Below are 18505 nucleotides of genomic sequence, written 5' to 3'. Positions count from 1 at the left end.
GGTTTCGCACACGAGGAAGGGCCCCCGCCGCGGCGGGGGCCCTTCCCGCGTTCGTTCAGCGCGTCTTGTCCAACCGGGACAGTGCTTCCTCGTAGCCGGTGACGAGCTCGGCGACGACGTCGGCGACCGGGCGGACCCGGCTCATCCGGCCGACGATCTGGCCGACCGGCATCGACACCACGCTCGGGTCGTTCGCCGCGTGGATCCGGTTGTGGGCGTGGGAAACCAGCAGGTTCTGCAGCGGCATCGGCAACGGCTCGGGCGCGTCGGCCGCGGCCCACGCCTCGGTCCAGCGGGTCTTCAGCAGCCGGGCCGGCTTGCCGGTGTAGATCCGCGTCCGCACGGTGTCGGACGACGAGGCCGCGACCAGCGCCTGCTGCATCGCCACCGATTCACCCATCGTCTGCAGGTACTCCTCGGTGGCCAGCCACATCGAGCCCATCCAGACGCCGGACGCGCCGAGCGCGAGCGCCGCGGCCACCTGGCGGCCGGAGCCGATCCCGCCCGCGGCGAGCACCGGCACGTCGACGGCGTCGACGATCTCCGGCACCAGCACCATGGACGCGATTTCACCGGTGTGCCCGCCGGCCTCGTAGCCCTGCGCCACCACGAAGTCGACGCCGTTCTCGACGTGCCGGACCGCGTGCTCGGCCTTGCCGGCGAGCGCCGCGACCGGAACACCGCGGTCGTGGCACTGGCCGATCACGTCCGCCGGCGGCGAGCCGAGCGCGTTGGCGATCAGCTTGATCGGGTGGTTCAGCGCGACCTCGACGTGCGACCGGGCGACCGAGTGCAGCCAGCCGAGCACCCCCGCGCGCTCGTCGGTGTCGTCCGGCAGCGGCGGCACCGAAAGCTCCTTCAGCACGCGGTCGACGAACGCGCGGTGGCCGTCCGGGATCATCTTCGCCAGATCGACCTGGGTGCCCTCCGCGGGCACCTTCGCCGGCATGACGATGTCGACGCCGTAAGGCTTCCCGCCGGTGTTCTCGTCCATCCAGGTGAGCACCCGGTCGAGCTCGGCGGCGTCGTTGAACCGCACGCAGCCGAGCACGCCGAGCCCGCCGGCGCGGCTGAGCGCCGCGGCGACGTGCTCCGACGGGGTGAACCCGATGATCGGCAGGTCGATGCCGAGCCGGTCGCACAGGGGTGTCCGCACTGTCGAGTCCTCCTCAGACGGGCTGGGCCGTGGCCGGTTCGTGCTCGGCGGCGTAGCGCTGGGCCCACGGGTAATCCGGCTTGCCGCTGGGCGAGCGGCCGATCTCGCCGGCCAGCCACACCGTCCGCGGCACCTTGTACCCGGCGATCCGGTCGCGGACGTGCTCCTGGAGCCCGGCCAGGTCGGCGCCGGCACCCTCGCGCAGCTGGACGACGGCGGCGACGCGCTGGCCGAGCCGTTCGTCCGGGACGCCGATGACGAGCGCGTCGAAGACGTCGGGGTGCGACTTGAGCGCCCCCTCGACCTCCTCCGGGTAGACCTTCTCGCCGCCGGTGTTGACGCACTGCGAGCCGCGGCCGAGCAGCGTGACGGTGCCGTCCTCCTCGTAACGGGCGTAGTCGCCCGGCACGACGTACCGGACGCCGTCAACTTCCACGAAGATCTTCTTGCTCTTCTCGGGATCGCCGTAGTACCCGAGCGGGACGTGCCCGCGGCGGCCGATCAGCCCGATCGCGCCGGGCTTCTTCTCGACGACGTTGCCGTCGTCGTCGAGCAGGATCGCGTCCAGGCCGAAGGTGACCCGCGGGCCCGCGCTGTGGTCGGTGCCCTTGGCCACCACGCCGATCCCGGTGAACCCGCTCTCCGACGAGCCGATCGCGTCGGTGATGAAGGCGTGCGGCACGAGCTCGACGAACTCCTGCTTCACCGACTGGGAGAACAGCGCCGCGTGGCTCGAGATCGAAACGATCGACGACACGTCGTAGCCGCCCTCGCGCAGGGCTTCGATGAGCGGCCGGGCCATCGCGTCGCCGACGATCGTGAGGACCTGGACCTTGTGCTCCTGCACGGCCTTCCAGATCTCGTGGGCGTCGAACCGCGGCACGAACACCACCGGGCTGCCGGTGAACAGCGCGCCGAAGGCGGCCCACTGCGCGGCGCCGTGGATGAGCGGCGCGGCGGGCAGCCTGCTCAGGCTGCCCGCCTTGCCCTGCTCGGCGAGCGTCCACTCGTCGGGGACGTACTCGCCGGTGACGAAGTTGATCCCGCCGCCGAGGGCCCGCCAGACGTCCTCCTGCCGCCAGAGCACGCCCTTCGGGTAGCCCGTGGTGCCGCCGGTGTAGAGGATGTAGAGGTCGTCGTTGCTCCGCTCCTCGAAGTCGCGCTCGGGGCTCTGCGCCGCGAGGGCACCCTCGTAGTCGACGCCGCCGTACCGCTCGTAGTCGCCGTCACTGCCGTCGTCGATCACGACAACGTGTTTCAGTTTCGGCGTCTCCGGCAGGACGGCGGCCACTTTGTCCGCGAAGGTGCGTTCGTGCACGAGGGCGACGAGCTCGGCGTCGTCGAACAGGTAGACGAGCTCGCCGTGCACGTAGCGGTAGTTGACGTTGACGGCGATCGCGCGCAGCTTGTACGCCGCGATCATCGCCTCCAGGGCCTCGATCGAGTTGCGGGAGTAGACCCCGATGTGGGATCCGCGTCCCACGCCGTGCGCGGCGAGGTGGTGGGCGAGCCGGTTGGCCCGCGCGTCCAGTTCGGCGAAGGTGACCTGCCGGTCGCCGCACACGACCGCGACGCGCTCCGGCACGGCGTCGACGGCGTGCTCCAGAAGATCCGCGATGTTGAGTGCCACGCCCTCAAAGTAGAACATGTTATCGTTCCGGGCAATGGCACTGCTCCTTCAGGAGGTTTCCGTGGGTGAACCGCACGCGCTGGTGTCCCAGGAGGGGCAGACCCTCGTCGTCACGATGAACCGGCCCGAGGCGCGCAACGCGATCACCGGCGAGATGATGTCGATCATGGTCGACGCCTGGGACCGGGTCGACTCCGACGACTCGATCCGCAGCTGCATCCTGACCGGCGCGGGCGGCGCGTTCTGCGCAGGCGCGGACCTCAAGTCGATGTCCCGCAACTCGCCGTCGGAGTCGTTCGCCTCGGGCAAGTTCGACCCTTCGCGCATCCCGGGCCTCCTGAAAGGGCGGCGCCTGACGAAGCCGCTGATCGCGGCGGTCGAGGGCCCGGCGATCGCGGGCGGCACCGAGATCCTGCAGGGCACGGACATCCGCGTGGCGGGCGAGTCGGCCCGGTTCGGGGTGTCGGAGGCCCGCTGGGGCCTGTTCCCGATGGGCGGCTCGGCGGTGCGGCTGCCGCGCCAGATCCCGTACACGGTGGCCGCGGACATCCTGCTGACCGGACGGCACTTGTCCGCGTCGGAGGCGTTGGCGATCGGGTTGATCGGGCACGTGGTCCCGGACGGAACCGCGCTCTCGCGCGCTTTTGAGCTGGCTTCGCTGGTGAACGCGAACGGGCCGCTGGCCGTGCGGGCGATCCTGCGGACGATCCGCGACACCGAGGGTCTCCACGAAGAGGAGGCCTTCAAGCTGGACTCGCAGTACGGGATCGAGGTCTTCGCGTCGGAGGACGCCAAGGAGGGGCCGCGGGCGTTCTCGGAGAAGCGGAAGCCGGACTTCCAGGGCCGCTGATGCCGCTGGCCTAGAACGCGTTACTTGTGGATCGGACCGGCCTGTGGAGGAACCTTGTCGGTAGAACAAGAACATGTTTCACTCAACGACGTGACCGAGACACCGCTTGCGGCACCGCTGAACGTCGGCTTCGACTACACCCGCTCCACCGGACCCGTCCTCGGCCGGTTCGTCACCGGGCTGCGCGACCGCCGCATCGAAGGCATCCGCGGCAGTGACGGCCGGGTGCACGTTCCGCCGGTCGAGTACGACCCCGTGACCGCCGAGCCGCTCGGCGAGTTCGTCCCCGTGGGCGAAGAGGGCACGGTCGTGTCCTGGTCGTGGTGCCCGGAACCGCTCGACGGGCAGCCGCTGAACCGGCCCTTCGCCTGGGCGCTCGTCAAGCTCGACGGGGCCGACACCGCCATGCTGCACGCCGTCGACGCCGGCTCGCCCGAGAACATCCACAGTGGACAGCGGGTGCGCGTCCGCTGGGCCGGGGAGACCGTCGGGCACATCCGGGACATCGCCTACTTCCTCCCGGCCGGCGCCGAAGACACCACCCCGACCGAACCCGCGCCCCCGGTCGCCGAGCGCGAAGAGGGTGCGCCGGTCAGCGTGATCATCACGCCGGTGCACCTGAAGTACATGCACTCGGCGTCGCCGGAGGAGAGCCGCTACCTGCGCGGGCTCGCCGAGGGGAAGCTGATCGGCCAGCGCTGCCCCGCCTGCGGCAAGGTCTACATCCCGCCGCGCGGGGCCTGCCCGACCGACGGCGTGCCGACCACCGACGAGGTCGAGCTGCCCGACACCGGCATCGTGACGACGTTCTGCATCGTCAACGTCCCGTTCCTCGGCCAGCGGATCAAGCCGCCCTACGTCGCCGCGTACATCCTGCTCGACGGAGCCGACATCGCCTTCCTGCACCTCGTCCTCGGCTGCGCCGCCGAAGACGTCAAGATGGGCATGCGCGTGCGCGCCGCGTGGAAGCCGCGCGAGCAGTGGTGGACGTCGCTGGAGAACATCAGTCACTTCGAGCCGACCGGTGAGCCCGACGCGGCTTACGAAACCTTCGCCCACCACCTGTGAGGTCCTGATGCCAGACGTCGCGATCGCCGGCTTCGCGCAGGCCCCGAACGTCCGCGAAACCCCGGGCACCACCAACGGCGTGGAGATGCTCGTCCCGATCTTCGCCGAGGTCTTCGCGCAGACCGGGCTGTCCAAACAGGACATCGGCTTCTGGTGCTCCGGCTCGTCGGACTACCTGGCCGGGCGGGCGTTCTCGTTCATCGCCGCGGTCGACGCGATCGGCGCGTTCCCGCCGATCCACGAGTCCCACGTCGAGATGGACGCCGCCTGGGCGCTCTACGAAGCCTGGCTGAAGATCAAGATGGGCGAGGTCGAGACCGCGCTCGTCTACGGCTTCGGCAAGTCCAGCGCCGGGCAGCTGCGCCGGGTGCTCGCCCTGCAGCTTGACCCGTACGTCGTCACCCCGCTGTGGCCGGACTCGGTGTCGATCGCCGGGATCCAGGCGCGCCTGGGCCTGGAGGCCGGGCTGTGGTCCGAAAAGGACCTCGCCGAGGTGGCCGCGCGGAGTACGGGCAAGGACGTCACCGAACTCCTCGACGCACCGTACTTCGCGGACCCCCTGCGCAGGCACGACATCGCCCCGATCACCGACGGCGCCGCCGTGGTCGTCCTGTCCACTGTGGATCGCGCCCGGGACATCGTCGAACGGCCCGCGGTGATCACCGGGATCGAGCACCGCGTCGACTCCCCCGTGCTCGGCGCCCGCGACCTGACCCGCAGCCCGTCGACCGAGGCCGCGGCGAAGGCGCTCGACCTCGACGGCGCCGACCTCGCCGAGCTGCACGCACCCTTCACGCACCAGGAGCTCATCCTGCGGACCGCACTCGGGCTCGGCGACGGCGTGCAGCTCAACCCCTCGGGCGGCGCGCTCGCCGCGAACCCGATGTTCTCCGCCGGCCTCGCCCGCATCGGCGAGGCGGCGGCCCGCATCCACAGCGGCGAATCCCGCAAGGCCGTGGCGCACGCGACGAGCGGGCCCGCCCTGCAACAGAACCTGGTGACCGTGCTGGAGGCCCGATGACCAAGCAGCTCACCGCCGTGCTCGGCACCGGCCAGACGCACCACCGCGCCAAGCGGCAGGACGTCTCCATGCCGGGCCTGCTGCGCGAGGCGATCGACCGCGCGATGACCGACGCCCAGGTGGAGTGGGCCGACATCGATGCCGTCGTGCTCGGCAAGGCCCCGGACCTGTTCGAGGGCGTGATGATGCCCGAGCTGTTCCTCGCCGACTCGCTCGGGGCGACCGGCAAGCCGCTGCTGCGCGTGCACACGGCGGGCTCGGTGGGCGGCTCGACAGCCCTGGTCGCGGCGTCGCTGATCCAGGCGGGCGTGCACCGCCGGGTGCTCACCGTGGCCTACGAGAAGCAGTCCGAGTCGAACGCGATGTGGGGCCTGTCGATCCTGCCGCCGTTCCAGATGCCGGTCGGGGCCGGCGCGGGCGGCTACTTCGCGCCGCACGTGCGGTCCTACATCCGCCGCTCGGGCGCGCCCGAGCACGTCGGCGCGATCGTCGCGGCGAAGGACCGGCGCAACGGCGCGCTCAACCCGTACGCCCACCTGCGGCAGCCGGACATCACCGTCGAGTCGGTGCGGGCGTCGCAGATGCTGTGGGACCCGATCCGCTACGACGAGACGTGCCCGTCCTCCGACGGCGCGTGCGCGATGGTGCTCGGTGACGAGGCCGCCGGGGACGCGGTCGAAGGCGGCGCGGCGTGGATCCACGCGACGGCGATGCGCACCGAGCCGACGACGTTCGCCGGCCGCGACCAGGTGAACCCCCGGGCCGGGCGCGAGGCCGCGGCCGCGCTGTGGGCCGAGGCGGGCATCACCGACCCGATGTCCGAAGTGGACGTCGCCGAGATCTACGTGCCGTTCTCGTGGTTCGAGCCGATGTGGCTGGAGAACCTGGGGTTCGCGCCCGAAGGCGAGGGCTGGAAGGTCACCGAGAAGGGCGAGACGGCGATCGGCGGCCGGCTGCCGTGCAATCCGTCGGGCGGGGTGCTCTCGTCCAACCCGATCGGCGCGTCCGGCATGCTCCGGTTCTCCGAAGCGGCGAAGCAGGTCATGGGCCGGGCCGGGGACTACCAGGTGGACGGCGCGCGCCGCGCTCTCGGGCACGCCTACGGCGGCGGCTCGCAGTACTTCTCGATGTGGCTGGTCGGCTCGGAGAAGCCCGGCTCGTGAGTGATAAGGCGAGTTAGAACTCGCCTTATCACTCACGACGGGAGCGGCGCCACCGGACGGCGAGCAGGGTGCCGAGGACGCCGGTGACCACGCCGACCGTGGCGGGCACCGCCATCGGCGGGTCCACCACGACCACCGGCTTCAGCACGACCGGCGCCGGCGGCTGGACCGGCTTCGGGGGTGCGTCCGAGCCGGTCGCCGTCCACGCCGTGACGAACACGAGCAGCCGCGCGACCAGCGAGATGAAGAAGATCAGGCCGATGATCCAGCCGAACGCGATCCCGGTCGGCGAGTCGCTGATGAACCGGAGGTAGACCCCGCCGGCCAGCTTCAGCGCCTCGAACCCGACGGCGAGGGCGACCGCGCCGCGGACCGCGCTGCGCACGCCGACCTTCTGCCGCGGCAGCCGGGTCAGCACCCACAGGAACACCAGCCAGTCGGCGGCCAGCGACAGCGGCACCGAAGACGCGGAGACGAGCCGGTGCCCCCAGCTCGTGTCGTCGAGGCCGACCAGCCGGAGCAGGTAGCTGCCGAGCGCGGTCCCGGAGATGGTGAGCGTGAACGACACCAGCATCGCCGCGCTCAGGCCGAGCAGCGCGAGCAGGTCGACGAGGATCAGCCGCGGCAGCGACTGGTCCGACCGGTTCTGCCCCCACAGCGCCGTCAGCGAGTCCCGCAGGGCGTTCATCCAGTTCCAGCCGGAGTAGAGGCCGATCGCCAGCCCGAGCACCCCGACGCTGGTCCGCTGGTCGACGAAGCCGGTGAGCAGTTTGGTGACCTCGCCGCCGAGGTCGCCGGGCAGCGTGGTGACGATCGCGTGCCCCAGGGTGTTGCGCAGGTGCGGCTGGGTGGCCAGCACGAACCCGGCGACCGAGGAGGCGACCATCAGCAGCGGCACCAGCGACAGCAGGCTGAAGTAGGTGATCGAGGCGACGTAGTGGTAGCCGCCGGTGTCGATGTAGCGGTTGGTCGCGCGGGCGATGTGGTCCAGCCACCGGTACCGGGCGCGCGCCCGGGCCCAGGGGCTCGGCGCCTTCGGGGAACTCTTCACGAAGACTGTCTACCCAGCTGGGGCCGTCCTTGCGCAGGCAACACGCGGGTCAGCCCAGAACGACCAGTCCCGACCCGTCGTCGACCGGCAGCGCGGCGTCCGTCGTGGCGAAGACGGTGCTGCCGAGGAAGTCGAGTTCGCAGCCGAGGGTGGCGAGGAACGCGGTGTCGGCGGCGTCGCGGCCGGTGGCGATCCGGAGCATGGTCTGCCGCGGCGCGAGGCGGGTGGCGTCGAAGACGTACCAGTGACCGTCGACGGCGGCCTCGAAGACGGCGTGGAAGTCCATCGGCGCCAGCCCGGGCGCGTAGACGCCGACGTAGCGCGCGGGGATGTCGAGGAACCGGCACAGGGAGATGCAGACGTGCGCGAAGTCGCGGCAGACGCCTTCGCCCGCGAGCAGGGTGTCGACGGCGTCGTCGGTGGGGCGGCTCGCACCGGCCACATAGGACAGCCGCTCGTTGACGTGCCGGACGACGGCGTGGACCTGCTTTTCGGTGCTCCGGAGCTTGCTCAGGTCCCGCGGGACGAGCCCGCCGAGCCGGTCCGACGGGCAGTACCGGCTCGGCCGGGTGAACACGGCGACGTCGGCGAGCGTGACGGGCTCGGGTTCGGGCTCGGTCAGCACGCGCTCGGCGTGGTAGGTGACGCGGTGCTCCCCGGCGGGCAGGTCGAAGACCTCGGCCCGGGTCCCGTGCCCGAACTCGACGGGTTCGCTCCCGCCGTGCCAGGACACGGTGAGTTCCTCGGTGTCGGCGTGCGCCGCGGCGACCGAGATCGCCGCGGAGCCGGGCCGGGTGACGCGGACGGCGAACTCCACGTCCACGGTCGCTCGCGGGGCCATCGCCCCATGATGCCACCTGCGGGCAGAATCACCGGATGGCCGACATCGTGGTGTTCCACTCCGTGCTCGGGCTCCGGCCCACCGAACTCGCCTTCGCCGGTCGGCTGCGGGAGGCGGGCCACCGGGTCACCACCCCCGACCTTTACGCCGGCCGGACGACGTCGACGCTGGAAGAGGGCTTCGCGCTGAAGGACGCGGTCGGCTGGGAGACCATCGCGCGGCGAGCCCGCGACGCGGTGCGCGAGCTGCCCGCGGAGACCGTGCTCATCGGCGTGTCGATGGGCGCCGGCGTCGTCGAGACGGTGCTGCCGCACCGGCCCGCCACCGCCGGCGTCGTGCTGCTGCACGCGCTGGGGGCGCTACCGGCGGGGATCCGCGCGGGCCTGCCGGTGCAGGTGCACGTCGCCGACCCCGACCCGATCGCACCGCCGGCACAGGTCGCGGCGTGGCGCGAAGCCGCGGCCCGGTCGGGTGCCGATGCCCGGGTGTACACCTACCCGGGCATCGGCCACTTCTACACCGACGCGGACGGCCCCGAGCACGACTCGGCCGCGGCCGAGCTCACCTGGGACCGCGTCGCCGGGTTCCTCAGCCGTAGTTCACCGGGTAGTGCTTGATGCCGTTGATCCAGCTCGACCGCAGCCGCACCGGGGGCGCGGCCTCGGTGATGTCCGGCATCACGTCGGCGATGGCGTTGAAGATCAGGTCGATCTCCAGCCGGGCCAGGTTCGCGCCGATGCAGTAGTGCGAACCCGTGCCGCCGAAGCCGACGTGCGGGTTGTCCTCGCGGAGGATGTCGAACTTCTCCGGGTTGTCGAAGACCTCGTGGTCGAAGTTGGCCGAACTGTAGAACATGCCGACCCGGTCGCCCTTGCGGATCTGCGCGCCGCCGAGCTCGGTGTCGCGGGTGGCGGTGCGCTGGAAGGCGACGATCGGGGTGGCCCAGCGGACGATCTCGTCGGGCGCGGTCTTCGGCCGCTGCTCCTTGAACAGCGCCCATTCGTCCGGGTGGTCCAGGAACGCCTTCATGCCGTGGGTGATGGCGTTGCGCGTCGTCTCGTTGCCGGCGACGGCGAGCAGGATGACGAAGAACCCGAACTCGTCGGAGCCGAGCGATTCCCCGTCGACGTCGGCCTGGATGAGCTTCGTGGCGATGTCGTCCATCGGGCACTTGCGCCGGTCCTCGGCCATGTTCCAGGCGTACCCGACGAGCTGGGCGGACGCCTCCAGCGGCGCGACCTCGTACTCGGGGTCGTCGTAGGCGACCATCTGGTTGGACCAGTCGAAGATCTTGAGCCGGTCGGCCTGCGGGATGCCGATCAGCTCGGCGATCGCCTGCAGCGGCAGCTCGCACGCGACGTCGGTGACGAAGTCGCCCGAACCCTTCTTCCGCGCCCCGTGGACGATCCGCTCGGCGCGGTCGCGCAGCGTGTCCTCCAGCTTCGAGATGGACCGCGGGGTGAAGCCCTTCGACACGATCCGCCGCAGCTTCGTGTGCTGCGGCGCGTCCATGTTGAGCAGCACCAGGCGGTTCGCTTCGAGGTTGTCCTCGGTCATGTTCTCGTCGAAGCGGATGATGGCGGTCTTTTCCCGCGACGAGTACAGCGTGCTGTCGCGGGAGACCTCCTTGACGTCCGCGTGCCGCGAGACGACCCAATAGCCGTCGTCGCGGTAGCCCGCGGTGTTGTGCTTCTGGGGGTTCCACCACACCGGGGCAGTCCGCCGGAGTTCCGCGAACTCGGCGACGGGGAGCCGTTCTGCGAGGAGATCGGGATCGGTGAAGTCGAACCCGGCGGGGATGAGCGGAGCGGCCACGTTGCCTCCCACGGTTCGGCTTGGAACACGTTCTAGGTCGGATTGAAGCATACGGTGTTAACCAAGGGAAGAGCCTCGGTGAAACCCGTTTACTTAACCGATGAGGCCAGGTGAGCGCGCGCTCACCTGGCAAAGATCAAGAAGGCGACAAGCCTCGGCGGACTTGCACAAAACAATAACTTGTTCTAGTTTTTGGGCCAGTGAACAGTGTTTCCCGACGAAGGGGACGACATGGGCGTGCCGGTCATCGTCGAAGCCGTGCGAACCCCGATCGGCAAGCGGGGCGGCCTGCTGGCCGGGCTGCACGCGGCCGAGCTGCTGGGGGCCGCCCAGCTCGCCCTGCTGGACCGGGCCGGGATCGACCCGGGGCTGGTCGAGCAGCTCATCGGCGGCTGCGTCACGCAGGCCGGTGAGCAGTCGAACAACGTCACGCGGACGGCCTGGCTGCACGCGGGCCTGCCCGAGACGGCGGGCGCGACGACGATCGACGCCCAGTGCGGCTCGGCGCAGCAGGCCACCCACCTGATCGCCGGCCTGATCGCGGCGGACGCCATCGAGGCCGGCGTCGCCTGCGGCGTCGAGGCGATGAGCCGGGTCCCCCTGGGCACGAACCGCGCCGGCGCGTCACCGCGGCCGTCGTCGTGGTCGATCGACCTGCCCGACCAGTACGGCGCGGCCGAGCGCATCGCGGTCCGCCGCGGGCTGACGCGCGCCGACGTCGACGCGTTCGGCGCTTTGTCGCAGCAGAAGGCCGCGGCAGCGTGGGAAGCGGGACATTTCGACCGCGAAGTCGTGCCGGTGAAGGCGCCGGTGCTGTCTTCCGACGACTCGCTGACCGGGGAGACCCGCCTGGTCGCACGGGACCAGGGCCTGCGCGAGACGACGGTCGAAGGCCTGGCCCGCCTCAAGCCGGTGGTCGAGGACGGCATCCACACAGCGGGCACGTCGTCCCAGATTTCCGACGGCGCGGCGGCCCTGCTCCTGCTGGACGCGGACCGCGCGACGGCGCTGGGCCTGCGCCCACGGGCCCGGATCGTGGCACAGGCACTGGTCGGCGCCGAGCCGTACTACCACCTGGACGGCCCGATCCGCGCCACCGAACGCGTGCTCGCCCGCACCGGGATGACGGTGGGTGACGTGGACCTGTTCGAGGTGAACGAGGCGTTCGCGTCGGTGGCGTTGTCCTGGCAGCAGGTGGTTTCGCCGGACCCGTCCCGGGTGAACGTGAACGGCGGCGCGATCGCCCTCGGCCACCCCGTGGGCAGCACGGGAGCCCGGCTCCTGACGACGGCGTTGCACGAGCTGGAGCGAAGGGACGCATCGACGGCGTTGGTGACGATGTGCGCCGGCGGCGCACTGGCGACCGCGACGATCATCGAGCGCCTCTAGCCGGGCGGGGCGTCCACCGCGTCGACGGCAAAACCCGCTCAGGATCGTTCGCCGTTTCCGTCATACCGCGCACATTGGGTTGCGGCCCTTGTGCTTCACTTCGATGCATGATCTCGGAGAGCCGTTGCCCGGTGGAGGACGGTGAGCTCCTCGTCCGCCGCGGCGGCGAGGGCCCGGCGCTGCTGCTGATCGCCGGCGGCACCGGTTCGGGTGACTCCTACCGGGCGCTGGCCAAGCAGCTGTCCGGGGACTACACCGTGATCACCTACGACCGGCGCGGCCACTTCGGCAGCACGGACACGACGACGGGCCCGGTCCCGGTGTCCCTGCAGGCCGACGACGCCCTCGCGGTCCTGAACCACGCGGCGGACGGCCCGGCTCTCGTGTTCGGCTCGAGCGCGGGCGCCCTGATCGGCCTGGACCTCGTCGCCCGGCACCCGGACCGCGTCACGACGCTGGTCGCGCACGAACCCCCGGCGGTCCACCTGATGCCGGACGCGGGCGGCTGGCTCGAAGCCGCGGCGGAGCAGGTCCGGCTGGCCCGCTCGGGCGAGCTGATGGCGGCGGTGACGCGGTTCGCGGACGCGATCGCGGGCGCGGCCCTGCCCAACCTGCCGAACCTGCGCCTCCCGCACGAAGCCGACTGGATCCGGCTGTTCGACCGCGAGCTGACGGAGTTCTTCGACTACCTGCCGGACCTGCGCGCGTTGCGGAAGGCGAGCACGGAGATCTTCCCGGTGGCCGGCGAAGGCAGCCGCGGGCGGTACCACTACCAGCCGGCGAAGATCCTGGCGCTGGAACTGGGGTTGCCGTTCACGGAGCTGCCGGGCTCGCACCTGGCGCCGCAGCGCAACCCGGCGAAGTTCGCCGCGGCGCTGAAGGACCTGCTCGGCTCCGAGCTCTGACGGACGACACGGCGTCAGACGACCCGGATACCGTCCTTCCAGACTTCCCGGATGTTCGACGCCAGCGCCGGGAAGTCGTACGGGTCCCCCGCCACCACCACGACGTCCGCCCGCAGCCCCGGCTCCAGCCGCCCCAGTTCGCCGTCCAGGCCCATCAACCTCGCCGCCGATGACGTTGTTGCCTCCAGGACGTCGCCCGGGGGCATTCCGCACGCCGCCATCAGGGCCAGTTCCTCGAGGTTGGTGCCGTGCGGGCCCACTCCGCTGTCCGTGCCCATCGCGATGCGGACCCCCGCCGCGTACGCGCGGCGGACCGAGTCCCGGTGGACCTCCACCACTTCGCGGGCCTTCGCCACCACCGCTGCCGGGAGGTCGACGCCCGCGTCCGCCGCGCGGACCACGTTGACCGGGGCGATCAGCGTCGGGACCAGCCAGGTTCCGTGGCCGAGCATCAGCTCGATCGCTTCGTCGTCGAGGTAGATGCCATGTTCGATCGACCGCACGCCCGCGCGGACCGCGTTCTTGATGCCCGCCGCGCCCTGGGCGTGCGCCATCACCGGGCGGCCCTGCATCGCCGCCTCGGTGACCAGGACGTCCAGTTCCTCGGGGGTGAACTGCGCGTGCCGCGGGTCGTCACGCGGGGACAGCACGCCGCCCGTCGTGCACACCTTCAGCACGTCGGCGCCCGCGCGCAGCAGCGTCCGGGCCACCCGCCGCACCTCGTCGGGGCCGTCGGCCGTGGCGTCGGGGCGGCCCGGGTGCGGCAGCAGCAGCGGCACGCACAGCCCGGACGGGTGCCAGGAGTCGCCGTGGCCGCCGGTCGGGCTGATCAGGCCGACCGAGATCTGCAGCCGCGGCCCCGGGATCAGGCCGTCGTCCACCGCCTGCTTGATGCCGAGGTCGGCGCCCGCCGCGTCGCGGACCGTCGTGATGCCCAGCCCGAGGGTCGCCCACAGATTCCGGGCGGCTTCGTAGAACTGATAGGAGAACGGCTTCTGCACCCGCGCCAGCAGCCCGATGTCCGACACCGTGACGTGCACGTGGCAGTCGAACAACCCGGGCAGCAGCACCGTGCCGGTGCAGTCGACGCCTTCGTCGCCGTCGAGGTCCGTGCCGACGTCGACGATCCGGCCGTGCTCGACGACGACGTCGGCCGGGGCCGGGTCGGCGCCGGTGCCGTCGAACACCGAGCCGCCGGTGAACACCGTGCGCGTCACGCCGCCTCCACGAGAGCAGTCCGTCGCGGCGCCACCACCGCGGCCAGGGCGAGCACGACGACGTTCGCGCCGAGCCCGGCCAGGCCGACGTTGACCGTGCCGACGAGATGAGTGTCCACAAAGGTCAGCCAGAGGACCACGAGCTCGCCGGCGACCAGCCCGGCCAGCACCGGGCCCTTGCCGACCGGCACGCGCCGCAGGAACCCCAGCAGGTTGGCCGGGGCCAGCTGGACCGACCCCGAATAGGTGAGCAACAGCAGGTTGGCCAGCAGATCCGGCCGGAAGATGCCGAGCACGAGGGCAAGGGTACTCGCGAGCACAACCGTGCCGTGGTTGATCCAGAACTGCCGTCGGCCGCTGCGGACGCGGGCGATGTTGCGCGCCACCAGCGACGAGATGCCGATCAGGATCCCGGCCGCCGGGACCATCGCGGTGGCCGTCGCGGCGACCACGACGATGCCTGTCACCCAGCCAGGCAAGGCGCCCTTCGACAGCGACAGCAATACGCCGTTCGGGTCACTCTTCTTCGGCACCACCAGGATCGCCGCGAACCCGATCACCATCGGCAGCAGCAGGCACAGCTCGTACACCGGCATCCAGGCGTAGTTGCGCCGCAGCACCTTCGGGTCGCGCGCCGACATCAGCGCCGGCCACGAGTGCGGCAGCGTCATCAGCCCGACGCCGATCGCGCTGACCAGCATGCTCGTCACGAACCAGACGTGGTCGTTCGGTCCACTGTGGATGATCAGTTTCTCGGGGTGCAGCTGTTCGACCTTGCGGAACACACCCCCGATGCCGCCGGCGAAGTGCGCCGGCACGGCGATGATCAGCACCACCAGCGCGACCAGCATGATGCCGTCCTTGAAGTAGGACGTCGCCGCGACGCCGCGCAGGCCGGCCCACAGCACGAACGCGACCACCAGCACGCTGCCGGCCACCATGCTCAGCGTCCCGGACGCGCTGTCGCCGGTGACCAGCCGGACGATCAGCCCCAGCCCGGTGATCTGCAGCTGCAGGTAGGGCAGCACGAACACGACACCGAGCACCGCCGACAGCGTCCCGAGCGCCCGGCTGGAGTAGCGGTCCTCCAGGAAGTCGCCCTGCGTGAGGTAGCCGCGCTCCTTGCCCAGGGTCCACAGGCGTTTCGCGAGGAAGAACAGGACGACGTAGGCGATCGGCACGTACGGCAGCGCGTACATCGCCGCGACGCCGCCGGAGAAGGCGAGGCCGGCCATGCCGAGGAAGGTGAAGGTGGTGAACACCTCCCCCGCTTGGAGGAACCACATCGTCACGGCGCCGAAGCGGCGGCCGCCGACGGTCCACTCGGCCAGGTCGGCGACGGGTTTGCGCCGGCCGACGAAGCCGAGCACGCCGATCAGCAGAATGCCGGCGAGGGTGAAGGCGAGGATCATGCGTCGTCCTCCCCCGCGCGCATCAGGCGTTCCGACAGCAGCAGCGCCGGGGTGAACATGAGGCACCAGAACGCGCCCCAGACGATCATCCGCGGCAGCCCGAGCCACAGCCCGGTGGTGTTGACGAACGGCAGGAACGGCATCAGGACCAGGGCGACGACGGGCAGCAGCGGGGGCCAGTGGTAGCTGCGCACGCGCGTCACCCGGCCAGGAGCGCGAGACGGCGGACGGCGAGTTCGGCCAGCAGCGCGGCGCCGTCGCCGAGCACGCTGTCGTCGAAGCGGGCCCGCGGCGAATGGTTGTCCGGCGCGCCCGCCGGGTCGGTCGGGCACGCGCCGAGGAAGAGGTACGCACCGGGAACCCGTTCCAGGACACGGGAAAAGTCCTCCGAACCGGTGATCGGATCGGCCATCTCGGTGAAGCGTTCCGCGCCGAAGACGTCGCGGATCGTGTCGGCGACGAAGGCGTACGCCTCGACGTCGTTGACCGTCGCGGGGTATTCGGGTTCGTAGGTGACTTCGATGTCGAGCCCGTGCGCCTGGGCGATGCCGCGGCAGACCTGCACCGCGCGCTCCCCCACCCGCGCGGCGACCTCCGGGGAGAACGACCGCAGCGTCGCCTCGAACACCGCGTCGTCCGGGATGATGTTGCGCCGGGTGCCGGCGTGGAACGAGCCGACGGTGATCACGACCGGATCGAAGACGTCGAAGGTGCGCGTGACCATCGTCTGCAACGCGGTCACCATCTCGCAGGCCGCCGGGATCGGGTCGCGGGCGTCGTGCGGGGACGAGCCGTGACCGCCGTCGCCGAGCACGCGGACTTCCAGCGCGCCCGAGGCGGCCATCAGCGTGCCGGGGCGGGCGACGAAGTGGCCCTTCGCGTAACTCGCGGCCGAGACGTGCAGGCCGTAAGCGGCGTCGACGTGCTTGCCGGACGCGGTCAGCACGCCTTCGTCGATCATGTGGCCGGCGCCGTCCCAGCCCTCTTCGCCGGGCTGGAACATGAACACGACGTCGCCGGGGAGGTCCTGCCTGCGGGCGGCGAGCAGCCGGGCGGCACCGACCAGGCCGGCGGTGTGCAGGTCGTGGCCGCAAGCGTGCATGGCGCCGTCGAGGGTCGAGGTGAACTCCTCGCCGCTGGCCTCGGTGACCGGGAGCGCGTCCATGTCGCCGCGCAGCAGGACGGTGCCGCCGGGCCGGCCGCCGCGCAGGACGGCGGTGATCGACGAGAGGTTCTTGCCGAGGGTGATTTCGAGCGGCAGGCCGTCCAGGGCGGTGAGGACGCGTTCCTGGGTGCGCGGGAGGAGCAGGCCGATCTCGGGGATGCGGTGCAGGTCGCGGCGGAGGGCGACCAGGTCGTCGAGCAGGGCGGCGGCATCGGATCGCAGCGTCATCCGCCGATCATGCGAGTGTCGAGCACAATGACCGGGAAAAGTCGCGAGAACCACCGATCCGAGGGCTGATGAGCGAAGAATCCGCCATGTTGGCCGAGCAGGACCTCAAACTGGTCGACGCGCTCCAGGCGGCACCGCGGGCGTCCTGGTCGACGCTCGGCCACGCGCTGGGCCTGGGCGCGGTGACGGCGGCCCGGCGGTGGGACGCGCTCGTCGAACGCGGCGACGCCTGGCTGACCGCCTACGCCGGCGGGGAACTGACCACGCAGCTGGCCCTGGCCTTCGTCTCGGTCGACTGCGAGCCGGGTGCGGTGCTCGACGTCGCTTTCGCGCTGGCGGCGGACGTCCACGTGGCCACCGTCGAGTACGTGGCCGGGCCGTGCGACCTGCTCGTCCACGTCGTCGCGCCGTCCCTGCGGGAACTCGGGGCGCACGTGGCCGGCCGGGTGGCGGCGCTGCCCGGCGTGACGCGGACGCGGACGACGTTGTCCCCGCGGATGTTCACCGAGGGCAGCCGCTGGCGCGTCCGGGCGATCTCGCCGGGGCAACGCGAAGCCCTGTCCGCGAAGCCGGCCCGCAACCGCGCGCCGCTGCGGTTCGACGCGGCGGACCGGGCGCTGATCCTGGCGCTCGGCGCGGACGCACGGGTGTCGGCGGCGGCACTGGCGGGCGAACTCGGCGTCGGGGCGACGACCGTCCGGCGCCGGCTGGACGCGCTGCTCGGCCGCGGCGCGATCCGCGTCCGGTGCGAGATCGCGCGGTCGGTGTCGCCGGCGCCGGTCACGGTGACGTTGTGGCTGCGGGTCCCGCCGGACAAGCTGGAGACCACGGCCCGGTCGCTCGCGATGGTGCCGGAGGTCCGGATGTGCGCGGCGCTGTCCGGGCCGGCGAACCTGATGCTGGTGGTCTGGCTGCCGGCCCCGCACGACGTCCTGGGCGTGGAAGCGGGGCTGGCGGCGAAGCTGCCGTGGCTGGAGGTCGTCGACCGGGCCGTGACGCTGCGGAGCGTCAAGCTGATGGGCCGTCTCCTCGACTCGGCCGGGCGCGGTACCGGGCGGGTGCCGCTGGACTTCTGGGCCGCGGTCCCCGTGCCGGAGCACGGGGACCGCAGCGTTGACCGGTCCGGGGGATGAGGGGGGTGAGGTGGAGGGAAGCATCCCCCGGGACCGGGGTCGGGGACGTGCCGCGGGAGGCGGACGTTCGGGGCGGAGAGCCGGCCCGGTGACCGAGGGGCGGCCACCGGCCGGAGCCTTGGGGAGCGGTCTCGCGTGATCGGGACCGTGAGTCGCGTGATCAGCGGCGGATCCGGCGTGATCGGAAGCGGAACTCGCGTGACGGGAGCCGGTTCTCGCGTGATCAGGGACGGAACTCGTGTGACTGGGCGGGCTTCTCGCGTGATTGGAGAGGCATCACCCGTGATTGGAGGGGCATCTCGCGTGATTGGAGGGTCGACTCGTGTGATTGGAGGGTCGGCTCGTGTGGCTGGAGGGTTGGGTGGGGGTTCCGGCCGGTGGACGGGGGGGGTGAGGTGGAGGGAAGGTCCACCGGGCCGGAACTCGCGGGCGGGAGCGACTCCCGCCGTTTTCCTCCTTCG

General features: G+C 71.5%; 17 protein-coding genes. 8 read left to right on the top strand and 9 right to left on the bottom strand.

The window, feature by feature from the left end; translation table 11 throughout:
• Window positions 1-55: 55 nt before the first annotated feature.
• Together AB0M93_RS45030 and AB0M93_RS45025 are read right to left on the bottom strand one after the other, a co-directional pair.
• Window positions 56-1156 carry a nitronate monooxygenase family protein gene (locus AB0M93_RS45030; protein WP_364286359.1) on the bottom strand — a complete coding sequence of 367 codons (1101 nt, stop codon included), beginning with the start codon at window positions 1154-1156 and terminating at the stop codon, window positions 56-58.
• Window positions 1157-1169: 13 nt separating this feature from the next.
• The gene (locus AB0M93_RS45025; protein ID WP_364286356.1) at window positions 1170-2786 is read right to left on the bottom strand and encodes an acyl-CoA synthetase; all 1617 of its coding nucleotides are present in this window, start codon (window positions 2784-2786) and stop codon (window positions 1170-1172) included.
• A gap of 61 nt (window positions 2787-2847) precedes the next feature.
• Between AB0M93_RS45025 and AB0M93_RS45020 the strand changes: the two genes are divergently transcribed.
• The 4 genes from AB0M93_RS45020 to AB0M93_RS45005 all read left to right on the top strand — a co-directional run bounded on the left by AB0M93_RS45020 (window position 2848) and on the right by AB0M93_RS45005 (window position 6888).
• On the top strand, window positions 2848-3636 hold the full coding sequence (locus AB0M93_RS45020) for a crotonase/enoyl-CoA hydratase family protein (protein WP_364286353.1): 789 nt from the start codon (window positions 2848-2850) through the stop codon (window positions 3634-3636).
• A 90-nt stretch (window positions 3637-3726) separates the two neighbouring features.
• Window positions 3727-4704 carry an OB-fold domain-containing protein gene (locus tag AB0M93_RS45015; RefSeq protein WP_364286350.1) on the top strand — a complete coding sequence of 326 codons (978 nt, stop codon included), beginning with the start codon at window positions 3727-3729 and terminating at the stop codon, window positions 4702-4704.
• Window positions 4705-4711: 7 nt separating this feature from the next.
• The gene (locus AB0M93_RS45010; protein WP_364286347.1) at window positions 4712-5725 is read left to right on the top strand and encodes a thiolase domain-containing protein; all 1014 of its coding nucleotides are present in this window, start codon (window positions 4712-4714) and stop codon (window positions 5723-5725) included.
• Entirely contained in the window at window positions 5722-6888 is a 1167-nt protein-coding gene (locus tag AB0M93_RS45005) for a thiolase domain-containing protein (RefSeq protein ID WP_364286344.1), read from the top strand. The genes AB0M93_RS45010 and AB0M93_RS45005 overlap by 4 nt, the downstream gene beginning before the upstream one ends.
• Before the next feature lie 28 nt (window positions 6889-6916).
• Here AB0M93_RS45005 and AB0M93_RS45000 read toward each other — a convergent pair whose 3' ends face one another.
• On the bottom strand, window positions 6917-7939 hold the full coding sequence (locus tag AB0M93_RS45000; protein ID WP_364286342.1) for a YhjD/YihY/BrkB family envelope integrity protein: 1023 nt from the start codon (window positions 7937-7939) through the stop codon (window positions 6917-6919).
• 49 nt (window positions 7940-7988) lie between these two features.
• On the bottom strand, window positions 7989-8780 hold the full coding sequence (locus AB0M93_RS44995; protein ID WP_364286340.1) for a transglutaminase family protein: 792 nt from the start codon (window positions 8778-8780) through the stop codon (window positions 7989-7991).
• A gap of 35 nt (window positions 8781-8815) precedes the next feature.
• Here AB0M93_RS44995 and AB0M93_RS44990 point away from each other — a divergent pair, with 35 nt between their 5' ends.
• Complete coding sequence (locus tag AB0M93_RS44990; RefSeq protein WP_364286339.1) at window positions 8816-9397, top strand: dienelactone hydrolase family protein; 582 nt, start codon at window positions 8816-8818, stop codon at window positions 9395-9397.
• Here the strand turns inward: AB0M93_RS44990 and AB0M93_RS44985 are convergent.
• On the bottom strand, window positions 9369-10595 hold the full coding sequence (locus AB0M93_RS44985; protein WP_364286337.1) for a cytochrome P450: 1227 nt from the start codon (window positions 10593-10595) through the stop codon (window positions 9369-9371). The genes AB0M93_RS44990 and AB0M93_RS44985 overlap by 29 nt on opposite strands.
• 231 nt (window positions 10596-10826) lie before the next feature.
• On the opposite strand from AB0M93_RS44985, the gene AB0M93_RS44980 reads away from it, so the two are divergent.
• Together AB0M93_RS44980 and AB0M93_RS44975 are read left to right on the top strand one after the other, a co-directional pair.
• Window positions 10827-11984 (top strand): steroid 3-ketoacyl-CoA thiolase, encoded by a 1158-nt coding sequence (locus AB0M93_RS44980; RefSeq protein ID WP_364286335.1) that lies wholly within the window; start codon window positions 10827-10829, stop codon window positions 11982-11984.
• A gap of 107 nt (window positions 11985-12091) precedes the next feature.
• Window positions 12092-12889, top strand: a complete 798-nt coding sequence (locus tag AB0M93_RS44975; protein ID WP_364286333.1) for an alpha/beta hydrolase — start codon at window positions 12092-12094, stop codon at window positions 12887-12889.
• Between the two features lie 14 nt (window positions 12890-12903).
• On the opposite strand, the gene AB0M93_RS44970 is transcribed toward AB0M93_RS44975, so the two are convergent.
• The 4 genes from AB0M93_RS44970 to AB0M93_RS44955 are packed head-to-tail and all read right to left on the bottom strand — an operon-like array spanning window position 12904 to window position 16911.
• The gene (locus tag AB0M93_RS44970; protein WP_364286331.1) at window positions 12904-14106 is read right to left on the bottom strand and encodes an amidohydrolase family protein; all 1203 of its coding nucleotides are present in this window, start codon (window positions 14104-14106) and stop codon (window positions 12904-12906) included.
• Window positions 14103-15518: a sodium:solute symporter family protein gene (locus AB0M93_RS44965; protein ID WP_364286329.1), complete on the bottom strand. Its 1416-nt coding sequence runs from the start codon at window positions 15516-15518 to the stop codon at window positions 14103-14105. The genes AB0M93_RS44970 and AB0M93_RS44965 overlap by 4 nt, the downstream gene beginning before the upstream one ends.
• A complete protein-coding gene (locus AB0M93_RS44960; protein ID WP_364286327.1) occupies window positions 15515-15712 on the bottom strand; it encodes a hypothetical protein in 198 nt (65 codons plus the stop codon). The genes AB0M93_RS44965 and AB0M93_RS44960 overlap by 4 nt, the downstream gene beginning before the upstream one ends.
• A 5-nt stretch (window positions 15713-15717) precedes the next feature.
• Window positions 15718-16911 carry a M20 family metallopeptidase gene (locus AB0M93_RS44955; protein ID WP_364286325.1) on the bottom strand — a complete coding sequence of 398 codons (1194 nt, stop codon included), beginning with the start codon at window positions 16909-16911 and terminating at the stop codon, window positions 15718-15720.
• A gap of 68 nt (window positions 16912-16979) precedes the next feature.
• On the opposite strand from AB0M93_RS44955, the gene AB0M93_RS44950 reads away from it, so the two are divergent.
• Window positions 16980-18044 carry an AsnC family transcriptional regulator gene (locus tag AB0M93_RS44950; protein ID WP_364286323.1) on the top strand — a complete coding sequence of 355 codons (1065 nt, stop codon included), beginning with the start codon at window positions 16980-16982 and terminating at the stop codon, window positions 18042-18044.
• Window positions 18045-18505: the final 461 nt, after the last annotated feature.

Source organism: Amycolatopsis sp. NPDC051102 (assembly GCF_040682815.1).
GTDB lineage: Bacteria > Actinomycetota > Actinomycetes > Mycobacteriales > Pseudonocardiaceae > Amycolatopsis.
This window is presented reverse-complemented; position numbering and strand designations above follow the sequence as displayed.